This is a genomic window from Roseateles violae (assembly GCF_030410485.1).
Taxonomy (GTDB): Bacteria; Pseudomonadota; Gammaproteobacteria; order Burkholderiales; family Burkholderiaceae_C; genus Roseateles_D; species Roseateles_D violae.
Map to the genome: position 1 here is coordinate 866,074 of NZ_JAUHHC010000002.1, position 13,381 is coordinate 879,454.

A 13,381-nucleotide genomic window follows, 5' to 3' on the forward strand; every position below is an offset into this window, starting at 1 on the left:
GATTGCGGCTAGCCCGGCTGGACCGCCTTGCTTTTCATCAAGGCCATGGCCGAGCCGACCAGGCCGGCGACCTCGCTCATATTGCCCGGCACGATCATCGTGTTGTTCTTCTGTGCCAGCTGGGCAAAGGCGTCGACCGCCTTTTCGGCGACCTTCAGCTGCACCGCCTGGCCGCCGCCGGGCTGCTCGATCGCCGCGGCGATCTTGCGGATCGCGTCGGCGGTGGCCTCGGCGACGGCGGTAATCGCCGCGGCCTCGCCCTGGGCCTTGTTGATCTCGGCCTGCTTCTGGCCTTCGGAGCGGGCGATCGCGGCTTCGCGCTCGCCGGTGGCGATATTGATCTGTTCCTGGCGGCGGCCTTCGGAGGCCGCGATCAGCGCGCGCTTCTCCCGCTCGGCGGTGATTTGCGCCTGCATGCTGTGCAGGATGGCCGGCGGCGGGGTCAGGTCCTTGATCTCGTAGCGCAGGACCTTGACGCCCCAGTTGAGCGCCGCCTCGTCGAGCGCCTGCACGACCGAGCTGTTGATCGCCTCGCGCTCCTCGAAGGTGCGGTCGAGCTCCATTCGGCCGATCACCGAGCGCAAGGTCGTCTGCGCCAGCTGGGTGATCGCGACCACATAGTTGCTGGCGCCGTAGCTGGCGCGCATCGGGTCGGTGACCTGGAAATAGAGGATGCCGTCGACGGTCAGCTGGGTGTTGTCCTTGGTGATGCAGATCTGGCTGGGCACGTCCAGCGGGATCTCCTTCAGCGAATGCTTGTAGGCCAGGCGGTCGACGAAGGGCACCAGGAAGTTCAGGCCCGGCGTCAGCGTGCCGTGGTACTTGCCCAGGCGCTCAACGACCCAGGCATGCTGCTGCGGCACGACCTTGATCGACTGCACGATGAAGACGACGGCGATGACCAGCAGGACCAGCGCGAATTCCATACTCATTTCCTCCTTGTTGTTTGTTGTGGGATCGCTCAGCGATCGAGCAGCAGGCAGCTGCCTTCGACCGCGCGGATCACATAGCGGCCGGCCGCCGGCGGCATGTCGCCGCCGAGATAGCGGGCGCGCCATTCGGCGCCGCGGTAGCGCACGCTGGCCGAGCCGTCCGGCGCCCAGTGCTCGACATTGACCGCCTGCCCGACGTCCATATTGACGTCCGGATTGGCGGTCGGCGGCAGGACATCGGCGCGCCGTCCGCGCCGGCGGTGCCAGAGGACGACGGCCGCACCGCCGACGAGGGCGGCGGCGAGCAGTTGCGCGCTTGCCTCGGCGCCCAGATGGGCGGCCAGGGCGGCCGCGGCGCAGCCCAGCGCCAGCATCAGCAGATAGAAGCTGCCGGTGGCCAGCTCGACGGCGACCAGCGCGCCGCAGGCGATCCACCAGGCGGTGGCCGGATTCCAGTTCATCGCACCCCCGCAGTTGTGTCAATCGAGTGTAGCGCCGCCATTTATTGCCCCGTGTGGGCCGTTTGTGCGAAAAAGCGGGGCGGCGGGCGTTGTTGCGGCGGTGCTTGGCCCTACACTTCGCGCCTTCGTTTTTCTATGTCCCAGCCCCCGGAGGCTAGCCGATGCTTCGTTTTCGCTTTCCCATCGTCATCATCGACGAGGACTATCGCTCCGAGAACACCTCGGGTCTGGGCATTCGCGCCCTCGCCGATGCGATCCAGAAAGAGGGCTTCGAGGTGCTGGGCGTCACCAGCTACGGCGATCTGAGCCAGTTCGCCCAGCAGCAAAGCCGGGCCAGCGCCTTCATCCTGTCGATCGACGACAACGAGTTCACGCCCGGCCCCGAGGAAGACCAGGCCGTGCTGTCGCTGCGCAAGTTCATCGAAGAGATCCGCTTCAAGAACGCCGACATCCCGATCTATGTCTATGGAGAGACGCGCACCTCGCAGCACCTGCCCAACGACGTGCTGCGCGAGCTGCATGGCTTCATCCATATGTTCGAGGACACGCCGGAGTTCGTGGCCCGCCACATCATCCGCGAGGCCAAGAGCTACCTCGATGGCCTGGCGCCGCCCTTCTTCAAGGCGCTGATGGACTATGCGCAGGACGGCTCGTACTCCTGGCACTGCCCCGGCCACTCCGGCGGCGTCGCCTTCCTGAAGAGCCCGGTCGGCCAGATGTTCCACCAGTTCTTCGGCGAGAACATGCTGCGCGCCGACGTCTGCAACGCCGTCGAGGAACTGGGCCAACTGCTGGACCACACCGGTCCGGTCGCCGCCTCGGAGAAGAATGCCGCGCGCATCTTCAATGCCGACCACTGCTTCTTCGTTACCAACGGCACCAGCACCAGCAACAAGATGGTCTGGCACCACACGGTGGCGCCGGGCGACGTGGTGGTCGTCGACCGCAACTGCCACAAGTCCATCCTGCACTCGATCATCATGACCGGCGCCGTGCCGGTGTTCATGACGCCGACCCGCAACCACTACGGCATCATCGGCCCGATTCCCGAGAGCGAGTTCTCGCCCGAGACGATCAAGAAGAAGATCGCCAAGAACCCGCTGCTCAAGGGCGTGGACGCGAAGAAGGTCAAGCCGCGCATCATGACCCTGACGCAGTCGACCTACGACGGCGTGCTCTACAACACCGAGACGATCAAGAGCAAGCTCGACGGCTGGATCGACACCTTGCATTTCGACGAGGCCTGGCTGCCGCATGCGGCCTTCCACAACTTCTACGGTTCCTACCACGCGATGGGCAAGAACCGGCCGCGCCCGAAGACCGCGATGGTCTATGCAACGCAGTCGACGCACAAGCTGCTGGCGGGCCTGAGCCAGGCCTCGCAGGTGCTGGTGCAGGACTCCCAGAACGTCAAGCTGGACAAGCATCTGTTCAACGAGGCGTACCTGATGCACACCTCGACCAGCCCGCAATACTCGATCATCGCCAGCTGCGACGTCGCCGCCGCGATGATGGAGCCGCCCGGCGGTACCGCCCTGGTCGAGGAGAGCATCTCCGAAGCGCTGGACTTCCGCCGCGCGATGCGCAAGGTCGAGAAGGACTACGGCAAGAAGGACTGGTGGTTCAAGGTCTGGGGGCCGGACAAGCTGGTCGAAGAGGGCGTCGGCAAGCCGGCCGACTGGATGCTCAAGGCCAACGAGAAGTGGCACGGCTTCGGCTCGATCGCCTCCGGCTTCAATATGCTGGACCCGATCAAGTCGACCATCATCACGCCGGGGCTGGACATGAGCGGCAAGTTCGCCGCCACCGGCATCCCGGCGTCCATCGTCACCAAGTTCCTGGCCGAGCATGGCGTCGTCGTCGAGAAGACGGGGCTGTATTCCTTTTTCATCATGTTCACCATCGGCATCACCAAGGGCCGCTGGAACACACTGCTGACCGCCTTGCAGCAGTTCAAGGACGACTACGACAAGAACGCGCCGCTGTGGCGCATCATGCCGGAGTTCTGCGCCGCCCAGCCGCGCTACGAGCGCATGGGCCTGCGCGATCTGTGCCAGAGCATCCACCAGGCCTATGCCCAGGGAGATATCGCCCGCCTGACGACCGAGGTCTATCTGTCCGATCTCGAGCCGGCGATGAAGCCCAGCGATGCCTATGCCTGCATCGCGCATCGCAAGACCGAGCGCGTCGAGATCGACCAGCTGGAAGGCCGCGTGACGACCTCGCTCTTGACGCCGTACCCGCCGGGCATCCCGCTGCTGATCCCGGGCGAGCGTTTCAACAAGAAGATCGTCGACTACCTGAAATTCACGCGCGAGTTCAACGTCCGCTTCCCGGGCTTCGCAACCGATGTGCATGGGCTGGTGGCCGAGGCCGGCGAGGACGGCCGCACGCGCTATTTCGTCGACTGCGTGGCAGGCTGAATGCGGCCCGCTCAATAAAAAAAACGGGGCCCGCGGGCCCCGTTTCTCATCGTGCCGGCAGGCGCTCAGGCCTCGCCCGCCAGGGCGACATGGCTGAAGCCGCCATCCACATAGATGATTTCGGAGCTGATGCCGCCGGCCAGGTCCGAGAACAGGAAGGCGGCGGTATTGCCGACGTCGTCGATCGTCACATTGCGGCGGATCGGCGTCGTCGCCGCAAAGGCGCTCAGCAGCTTGCCGAAGTCCTTGATGCCGGAGGCGGCCAGGGTCTTGATCGGGCCGGCCGAGATGCCGTTGACGCGCACGCCCTTGCTGCCCAGCGAATAGGCCAGGTAGCGCACGCTGGCTTCCAGCGAGGCCTTGGCCAGGCCCATGGTGTTGTAGTTCGGCACGAAACGATCGGCGCCCAGATAGCTCAGGGTCAGCAGCGAGGCGCCGGCGCGCAGGCGCGGCGCGGCCGCCTTGGCCATGGCCGGGAAGCTGTAGGCCGAGATGTCGTGGGCGATGCGGAAGTTCTCGCGCGAGAGACCGTCGAGGAAGTCGCCGGCGATCGCTTCGCGCGGTGCAAAGCCGATCGAATGGACGAAGCCATCGAATTCGGGCCAGCTTTCGCCCAGTTGTGCGAACAGCCGTTCGATCTGGGCATCGTCGCCAACATCGCAGTCGAACACCAGATTGGAGCCGAATTCGGCGGCGAATTCGGTGATGCGCTCCTTGAAGCGCTCACCAACGTAGCTGAAGGCCAGCTCGGCGCCCTCGCGGTGGCAGGCTTTGGCGATGCCATACGCGATCGAGCGGTTGGACAGCACACCCGTGATCAGCAGTCGCTTGCCGGCGAGAAAACCCATATTGGCTCCTTGTCATTGAAAGAGGGCAGGATTTTGGCATGGGCTTGGCGCTTGACAAGCCTGGCGGCTTGCCGGCATGAGGCTTGCATAGTACAATCCCTGCTTCGCTGACGGGCTCCTCGCTGGACTCGGAGGCAGGCCGCAGCGGCGGGTCGCATAGACCGGCACGCCGCGGTCAGTGAGGTGGGCGGATTCATCCAGCCCATTTTTTTTGCTTGAACGACTTTTGCCCCGAGGCATTGAAACCGCCGGAACCCGAAAAGATACACGACGCATGAATTGGCAAGCTTCCGTTGAGACAACCGTGACCGGTCTCGGTTACGAACTGGTGGACTGCGAACGCAGTGCCGCGGGATTGCTGCGCGTGTACATCGACAAGCTGCCGGAAGCGGCGGCGGCCGGCGAGCTGATCAATGTCGACGACTGCGAGCGCGTGACGCGCCAGCTGCAGTATGTGCTGGAGGTCGAGAACGTGCCCTACGAACGGCTGGAGGTTTCCTCGCCGGGCATGGACCGTCCGCTGCGCAAGGAAGCCGACTATGTCCGCTTCGCCGGACAGGAGGTCGCGCTGACCCTGAAGCAGCCCTTCCAGGGGCGCAAGAAATACCAGGGCGTGCTGAGCGCGCAGCCGGCCGAGCTGGGCCAGGGCTGGCGCATCGTGTTCGGCGATGGCGAGGTCGAACAGGCGATGGATTTTTCCCTTGAAGAGGTTCGCGAGGCGCGTCTGGTGCCGGTGAGCCCGTTCAAGGGGCGCAACAGCGGCAAGAAGCCGGCCCCGGCGAAGAAGAAATCGGGTGGCGCAGCGAAGAAGAAAACGGGTGCTGCCGCCCTGGGGCGCAAAACGGATGACAAGGTACACGGAGGTCTAGATCAATGAACCGCGAACTGTTGATGCTGGTGGACGCGATTTCGCGCGAGAAGAGCGTGGAGCGCGATGTCGTGTTCGGTGCCGTCGAAGCGGCGCTGGCCTCGGCCACCAAGAAGCTTTATGGCGGTGAGGCCGACATCCGCGTCTCCGTGGATCGTGACTCCGGCGAGTACGAAACCTTCCGCCGCTGGCATGTCGTGCCCAACGAGGCCGGCCTGCAGATCCCCGATGCCGAAATCCTGCTGTTCGAGGCGCAGGAGCAGATCGCGGACATCGAGATCGACGACCATATCGAGGAACCGGTCGAGTCGGTGCCGATCGGCCGCATCGGCGCCCAGGCCGCCAAGCAGGTGATCCTGCAGAAGATCCGCGACGCCGAGCGCGAGCAGCTGCTGAACGACTTCCTGTCGCGCGGCGAGAAGATCTTCGTCGGCACGGTCAAGCGCCTGGACAAGGGCGACATCATTGCCGAGTCCGGCCGCGTCGAGGGCCGCCTGAAGCGCGGCGAGATGATTCCGAAGGAAAACCTGCGCACCGGCGATCGCGTCCGCGCGGTGATCCTGGGCATCGACCCGACCCAGCGCGGCCCGCAGATCATGCTCTCGCGCTCCTCGCCCGAGTTCATGAAGGAGCTGTTCGCCCAGGAAGTGCCCGAGATCGAGCAGGGCCTCTTGGAGATCAAGAGCTGCGCCCGCGATGCCGGCAGCCGCGCCAAGATCGCCGTGCTGAGCCATGACAAGCGGGTCGACCCGATCGGCACCTGCGTCGGCGTGCGCGGCTCGCGCGTCAACGGCGTGACCAATGAGCTGGCCGGCGAGCGCGTGGACATCGTGCTGTGGTCGGAAGACCCGGCCCAGTTCGTCATCGGCGCGCTGGCCCCGGCCAATGTGCAGTCCATCGTCGTCGACGAAGAGCGCCACGCGATGGACGTGGTGGTCGACGAGGAGAACCTCGCGATCGCGATCGGCCGCGGCGGCCAGAACGTGCGCCTGGCCTCGGAGCTGACCGGCTGGCGCATCAACATCATGTCGGCCGAGGAATCGGCGGCCAAGCATGAGCAGGAATCGGAATCGGTGCGCAAGCTCTTCGTCGAGAAGCTCGACGTCGATGGCGAGGTTGCCGACATCCTGATCGCCGAGGGCTTCACCAGCCTGGAAGAAGTTGCCTATGTGCCGATGCAGGAAATGCTGGAGATCGAGGCCTTCGACGAGGACACCGTCAACGAGCTGCGCACCCGTGCCAAGGATGCGCTGCTGACGATGGAGATCGCCCGCGAGGAGAAGGTCGAGGAGGTCTCGCAAGACCTGCGCGATCTGGACGGCATGACCCCCGAGCTGGTCGGCAAGCTGGCCGCCGGCGACATCCACACCCGCGACGATCTGGCCGATCTGGCCGTCGACGAACTGGTCGAACTGGCCGGCATGGACGAGGCCGCGGCCCGTGCGCTGATCATGAAGGCCCGTGAACATTGGTTCACCGCCTGATCGCCAGCAGAGACCGACACGCCGCCCAGCATCGAAATAAGTTAAGGATTCAACAATGGCTGTGACCACCGTCGCCCAGTTCGCCGCAGAGCTGCAAAGGCCTGCGAGCACGCTGCTTGAGCAGCTGCAAGCAGCGGGCGTCAAGAAGGCGTCCACCGAGGACGCGCTGAACGAGGCCGACAAGGAGCGCCTGCTGGACTACCTGCGCACCGCGCATGGCACCGGCAGCCCCGAGCGCAAGAAGATCACGCTGACCCGCAAGTCGACCAGCGAGATCAAGCAGGCCGATGCCAGCGGCAAGGCGCGCACGATCCAGGTCGAGGTCCGCAAGAAGCGCACCTTCGTCAAGATGGAAGGCGCGAGCGCCGCCGACGAGGCGAGCGCCGCCGCGGCCGAGGAGGCCGAGCTGCAACGCCGCCAGGCCGAGGCCCAGGCCCAGGCCGACGCGCTGCGCCGTCAGGAAGAAGAGCTCGCCGCACGCATGCGCGAGCGTGAGGAAGCAGAGCGGGCCGCCCGCGAGGCCGAGGAACAGCGTCGCCAGGAGAAGCTGGCCGCCGAGGCGCGTGCCGCCGAGGAGGCCGCCGTCCGCGCCGCCGAGGAAGCGGCCGCCGCCAAGGCGAGCAAGCCGCGCCAGACCGCCGAGGCCGCCGCCCAGGAAGCCGCCGCGCTGAACAAGGCCGCCGCCGCCAAGCGCGCCGCCCCCGCAGCGGCCCCGGTCGAGCCGCCGCCCGCCGCCGTCGCACCTGCGCCGGTGGAGGCTGCGGCCGCCCCGGCTGCACCGGCCGAAGCGCCGAAGCCGGCGCTGCGCGTCGTCAAGGCCGTCGATGTCGGCGCCGAGGAAAAGCAGAAGCAGGTCGACCTGGAGCGCCGCCGCAAGGCCGCCGAGGCCGAGGCTGCGGCCATCCGGGCGATGATGAACAAGCCCAAGGCGGTGATGGTCGCCAAGAAGGAAGAGCCGAAGCCGGCCGAGACGCCCAAGGAAGGCATCAAGGGCACGATCCACAAGAAGGTCGGTGCCCCGGGCGCGCCCGGCACCACGACCGCCGCCACGGCCAAGCCGGGCGACAAGAAATCGGTCAAGTCCGAGAAGCTGTCGTCCAGCTGGGCCGACGATGCGAAGAAGCGCGGCGTCAAGCCCGGCGCGACCGCCGCTCCGGGTGCGCGTTCGTCGGCCGGTGGCTGGCGGGCGCCGACGCGCGGTGGCGCCGGTGGCCGTCGCGGCCGCGACGACCGCAATGGCGCGCCCTCGTCCTTCGTGGCCCCGGTCGAGCAGCAGGTGCAGGAGGTCCATGTGCCCGAGACGATCTCGGTGGCCGACCTCGCGCACAAAATGTCGGTCAAGGCCTCCGAGGTCATCAAGAAGCTGATGCAGCTGGGCCAGATGGTCACCATCAACCAGCAGCTGGACCAGGAGACGGCGATGATCGTCGTCGAGGAAATGGGCCACAAGGCCTTTGCCGCCAAGCTGGACGATCCGGACGCCTTCCTCGAGGAAGAGGGCGCCGCCGGCGATCAGCACGAGCTGCTGCCGCGCGCACCGGTCGTCACCGTCATGGGTCACGTCGACCACGGCAAGACCTCGCTGCTGGACTACATCCGCCGCGCCCGTGTGGCGGCGGGCGAGGCCGGCGGCATCACGCAGCACATCGGCGCCTACCACGTCGACACGCCGCGCGGCATGATCACCTTCCTGGACACCCCGGGTCACGCGGCCTTCACGCAGATGCGTGCCCGCGGCGCCAAGGCGACCGACATCGTCATCCTGGTCTGCGCGGCCGACGACGGCGTGATGCCGCAGACCAAGGAAGCGATCGCCCATGCGAAGGCGGCCGGCGTGCCCATCGTGGTCGCCATGACCAAGATCGACAAGCCGGACTCGAACGTCGAGCGCGTCAAGAGCGAGCTGGTGGCCGAAGAAGTCGTGCCGGAAGAGTTCGGCGGCGACGCGCCCTTCGTCGGCGTCTCGTCCAAGACCGGCCAGGGCGTCGACGAACTGCTGGAGCAGGTGCTGCTGCAGGCCGAGGTGCTGGAGCTGAAGGCCGCCAAGGATTCGATGGCCAAGGGTCTGGTGATCGAAGCCAAGCTGGACAAGGGCCGCGGCCCGGTCGCGACCATCCTGGTGCAGACCGGCACGCTCAAGCGTGGCGACATCGTGCTGGCCGGTTCGACCTATGGTCGCGTGCGCGCGATGCTGGATGAGGACGGCAAGCCGACCAACGAGGCCGGCCCGTCGATTCCGGTCGAGATTCAGGGCCTGACCGAGGTGCCGCAGGCCGGCGACGAGTTCATGGTGCTGGCCGACGAGCGCCGGGCGCGCGAGATCGCGACCTTCCGCTCGGGCAAGTACCGCGACGTCAAGCTGGCCAAGCAGCAGGCCGCCAAGCTGGAGAATATGTTCTCCGACATGGCCGCCGGCGATGTGCAGACCCTGCCGCTGATCATCAAGGCCGACGTGCAGGGCTCGCAGGAGGCGCTGGCTTCCTCACTGCTCAAGCTGTCGACCGACGAGGTCAAGGTGCAGATCGTGCACGCGGCGGTCGGTGGCATCAGCGAGAGCGACGTCAATCTGGCGATCGCCTCCAAGGCCATCATCATCGGCTTCAATGTGCGTGCCGACGCCGGTGCGCGCAAGCTGGCCGAGGGCAATGGCGTCGACCTGCGCTACTACAACATCATCTACGACGCCGTCGATGAGGTGAAGGCGGCAATGGGTGGCATGCTGGCGCCGGAGCAGAAGGAAGAGGCGCTGGGCACGGCGGAGATCCGCACCGTGTTCGTCGCCTCCAAGATCGGCACGGTGGCCGGTTCGATGGTCACCTCCGGCCTGGTGCGCCGCGGTGCGCGCTTCCGCCTGCTGCGCGAGAACGTGGTCATCTACACCGGCGAGGTCGAATCGGTCCGCCGCATGAAGGACGACGTCCGCGAAGTCAAGGAAGGCTTCGAGTGCGGTATCAAGCTGAAGAACTACAACGACATTGCCGAGGGCGATCAGCTGGAGTTCTTCGAGATCAAGGAAGTCGCCCGCACGCTGTAAGCGCCAAGCCGTGCTAGGTGGAAACCCCGCCCTTGGGCGGGGTTCGCCACTTCAGGAGTTGATGAAGATGCGACATAAACGAGCCATCCCGAACCGCGGTTTCCGCGTTGCCGACCAGATCCAGCGCGATCTGGCCGAGCTGATCCGCGAGCTGAAGGATCCGCGCGTGCGGATGCCGACGATCAATGCGGTCGAGGTGACGCCCGACTATGCGCATGCCAAGGTTTTCTTTTCGGTGCTGATCGGCGATCCGCAGGAGACCGAGGAGGCGCTGAACGAGGCCGCCGGCTTCCTGCGCAACGGCCTGTTCAAGCGCCTGCAGATCCACACGGTTCCCAGCCTGCATTTCCATTTCGACCGCACGACCGAGCGCGCGGCCGAGATGAGCGCCCTGATCTCCAAGGCCAACGCGACGCGCGCGCTGGACGACGAAGAGCCCAACGACTGAGATGAACGCGCCCGCCCGTCAACGCATCCAGCGCCGTGCCGTGCACGGCGTGCTGCTGCTGGACAAGCCCCTGGGCCTGTCCAGCAACGATGCCTTGCAGAAGGCCAAATGGCTGCTGCGCGCCGAGAAGGCCGGCCACACCGGCACGCTCGATCCGCTGGCGACGGGCCTCTTGCCGCTGTGCTTCGGCGCCGGCACCAAGTTCAGCCAGGTCAGCCTCGATGCCGACAAGGGCTATCTGGCCACCCTGCAGCTGGGCATCACGACGACCACCGGCGACGCCGAGGGCGAGGTGCTGGAGCGCCGCGAACCGAACGCGACGCGGGCGCAGATCGAGGTCATCGTTGCCCGCTTCATCGGCGAGATCGAGCAGGTGCCGCCGATGTACTCGGCACTGAAGCACGAGGGCCGGCCGCTGTACGAGTACGCGCGTGCCGGCATCCACATCGAGCGCCCCTCGCGCCGGGTGACGATCCATCGCGCCGACATCGTCGCGTTCGAGAATGGCCTGCTGACGCTGGACGTGGCCTGCAGCAAGGGCACCTACATCCGCACGCTGGCCGAGGATATCGGCCGTGCGCTCGGCTGCGGCGCCTCGCTGGCCGCGCTGCGGCGCACGAAATCGGGACCGCTGACGGTCGAACAGGCGATCAGCCTGGACGCGCTGGCGGCCATGAGCGAACAGGAGCGTGAAGCCTTGCTTCACCCCCCCGACTCGCTGCTGGCCGACTGGCCCTCGCTGTCGCTGGACGGCGAGGAGGCCGCGCGCTTCCTGACCGGCCTGCGCCGGCGGGTCCAGGCGCAGGACGCGATCAATGTCCGCGTCTACGGGCCGCAACCGAAAGCCTTCCTGGGCAGCGCCCACATCCAGTCCGGCGAACTGATCGCCGACCGTCTTCTGAGCCCGCAAGAGGTCGACAGCCTCTTGGGCGCCGTCTGAGTTTCATGAAAGAAAGAGTCGTATGAGCAACCGACAGATCCGCAATATCGCCATCATCGCCCACGTCGACCATGGCAAGACCACGATGGTCGACCAGCTGCTGCGTCAGAGCGGCACCTTCGCCGAGCACGAGAAGGTCGTCGACACGGTGATGGACAGCAATGCCATCGAGCGCGAGCGCGGCATCACCATCCTGGCCAAGAACTGCGCGGTCAGCTGGCAAGGCACCCACATCAATATCGTCGACACGCCCGGACACGCGGACTTCGGCGGCGAGGTCGAGCGCGCGCTGTCGATGGTCGACGGCGTCGTGCTCCTGATCGACGCGCAGGAAGGCCCGATGCCGCAGACCCGCTTCGTGACCAAGAAGGCGCTGGCCCTGGGTCTGAAGCCCATCGTCGTCGTCAACAAGGTCGACAAGCCGGGCGCCAAGCCCGACGCCGTCATCAACGCCGCCTTCGACCTGTTCGACAAGCTGGGCGCCACCGACGAGCAGCTGGACTTCCCGGTCGTCTACGCCTCGGGCATCAATGGCTGGACCTCGCTGGAAGAGGGCGCACCGGGCGAGCAGTGGGGCCCCGATATGTCGGCCCTGTTCGACACCGTGCTCAAGCATGTGCCCTCGCACGCCGGTGACCCGGCGGCGCCGCTGCAGCTGCAGATCTCGGCGCTGGACTACTCGACCTTCGTCGGTCGCATCGGCGTCGGCCGCATCAACCAGGGCACGCTGAAGCCCGGCATGGACGTGGTCGTGATGGAAGGCCCGGACGGCCGCACGACCAAGGGCCGCGTCAACCAGGTGCTGACCTTCCAGGGTCTGGATCGCGTGCAGACGCCGGAAGCCGAGCCGGGCGACATCGTGCTGATCAACGGCCTGGACGAGATCGGCATCGGCGTCACCGTCACCAGCCCGGCCAGCCCGGCCCCGCTGCCGATGCTGAAGGTCGACGAGCCGACCTTGACGATGAACTTCTGCGTCAACACATCGCCGCTGGCCGGCCGCGAAGGCAAGTACGTGACCAGCCGCCAGATCTGGGACCGCCTGCAGAAGGAATTGCAGAGCAATGTCGCGCTGCGCGTTTCCGAGACCGAGGAAGACGGCATCTTCGAGGTAATGGGCCGCGGCGAACTGCACCTGACCATCCTCCTGGAAAACATGCGCCGCGAGGGCTATGAGCTGGCCGTCTCGAAGCCGCGCGTGGTGTTCCAGACCATCAACGGCGAGAAGCACGAGCCGATCGAACTGGTCACGGCCGACGTGGAGGAAACCCACCAGGGCGGCGTGATGCAGGCGCTGGGCGAGCGCAAGGGCGAGCTGGTCAATATGGAACCGGACGGCCGTGGCCGCGTGCGCCTCGAATACCGCATCCCGGCGCGCGGCCTGATCGGCTTCAGCAACGAGTTCCTGAACCTGACCCGCGGTTCGGGCCTGATCTCGAACATCTTCGACGGCTACGAGCCGCACAAGGGCGAGATCGCCGGCCGCAAGAACGGCGTCTTGATCTCGATGGATGCCGGCGAGATCTTCACCTATGCGCTGGGCAAGCTGGACGACCGCGGCCGCATGTTCGTCAAGCCCAACGATCCGGTCTATGAAGGCATGATCGTCGGCATCCACAGCCGCGAGAACGACCTGGTCGTCAACGCGACCCGCACCAAGCAGCTAACCAACTTCCGTGTCAGCGGCAAGGAAGACGCGATCAAGATCACGCCGCCGATCGACCTGACCCTGGAATACGGCGTCGAGTTCATCGAGGACGACGAGCTGGTCGAGATCACGCCGAAGAGCGTGCGTCTGCGCAAGCGTCATCTGAGCGAGAACGAACGCAAGCGAGCGTCGCGCGCTTGAGCTCGCTGCGCGAGTGAGCCGCGCTCCCTCCAGCCAAGGCCAGAGGCCTTGGCCGTCGCCAGGCACAAACAGTCCTCAGGACTGTTTGAGTCCG

General features: G+C 66.2%; 9 protein-coding genes and 1 pseudogene. 7 read left to right on the forward strand and 3 right to left on the reverse strand.

Annotated features, from left to right (window positions below):
* Positions 1 to 8: 8 nt before the first annotated feature.
* Together QWJ38_RS09450 and QWJ38_RS09455 are read right to left on the reverse strand one after the other, a co-directional pair.
* Positions 9 to 926, reverse strand: coding sequence for an SPFH domain-containing protein (locus tag QWJ38_RS09450; protein WP_290358988.1), 918 nt, complete (start codon positions 924 to 926; stop codon positions 9 to 11).
* 35 nt (positions 927 to 961) lie between these two features.
* A complete protein-coding gene (locus QWJ38_RS09455; protein WP_290358795.1) occupies positions 962 to 1,393 on the reverse strand; it encodes an NfeD family protein in 432 nt (143 codons plus the stop codon).
* Between the two features lie 161 nt (positions 1,394 to 1,554).
* On the opposite strand from QWJ38_RS09455, the gene QWJ38_RS09460 reads away from it, so the two are divergent.
* Positions 1,555 to 3,816: an arginine/lysine/ornithine decarboxylase gene (locus tag QWJ38_RS09460; RefSeq protein WP_290358796.1), complete on the forward strand. Its 2,262-nt coding sequence runs from the start codon at positions 1,555 to 1,557 to the stop codon at positions 3,814 to 3,816.
* 65 nt (positions 3,817 to 3,881) lie between these two features.
* On the opposite strand, the gene fabI is transcribed toward QWJ38_RS09460, so the two are convergent.
* A complete protein-coding gene (fabI, locus tag QWJ38_RS09465; RefSeq protein ID WP_290358797.1) occupies positions 3,882 to 4,664 on the reverse strand; it encodes an enoyl-ACP reductase FabI in 783 nt (260 codons plus the stop codon).
* A gap of 274 nt (positions 4,665 to 4,938) precedes the next feature.
* Here fabI and rimP point away from each other — a divergent pair.
* From rimP to typA, 6 genes and pseudogenes are all read left to right on the forward strand, one after another.
* Positions 4,939 to 5,418 (forward strand): annotated as a pseudogene (rimP, locus tag QWJ38_RS09470) (ribosome maturation factor RimP); the annotation flags it as partial.
* Positions 5,419 to 5,537: 119 nt separating this feature from the next.
* Positions 5,538 to 7,016 (forward strand): transcription termination factor NusA, encoded by a 1,479-nt coding sequence (nusA, locus tag QWJ38_RS09475; protein WP_290358799.1) that lies wholly within the window; start codon positions 5,538 to 5,540, stop codon positions 7,014 to 7,016.
* 55 nt (positions 7,017 to 7,071) lie between these two features.
* Positions 7,072 to 10,050, forward strand: a complete 2,979-nt coding sequence (gene infB, locus QWJ38_RS09480; protein WP_290358800.1) for a translation initiation factor IF-2 — start codon at positions 7,072 to 7,074, stop codon at positions 10,048 to 10,050.
* Positions 10,051 to 10,117: 67 nt separating this feature from the next.
* Positions 10,118 to 10,498, forward strand: a complete 381-nt coding sequence (gene rbfA, locus QWJ38_RS09485) for a 30S ribosome-binding factor RbfA (protein WP_290358801.1) — start codon at positions 10,118 to 10,120, stop codon at positions 10,496 to 10,498.
* A 1-nt stretch (position 10,499) separates the two neighbouring features.
* Entirely contained in the window at positions 10,500 to 11,438 is a 939-nt protein-coding gene (gene truB, locus QWJ38_RS09490; RefSeq protein ID WP_290358802.1) for a tRNA pseudouridine(55) synthase TruB, read from the forward strand.
* A 22-nt stretch (positions 11,439 to 11,460) separates the two neighbouring features.
* On the forward strand, positions 11,461 to 13,287 hold the full coding sequence (typA, locus tag QWJ38_RS09495) for a translational GTPase TypA (protein WP_290358803.1): 1,827 nt from the start codon (positions 11,461 to 11,463) through the stop codon (positions 13,285 to 13,287).
* Positions 13,288 to 13,381: the final 94 nt, after the last annotated feature.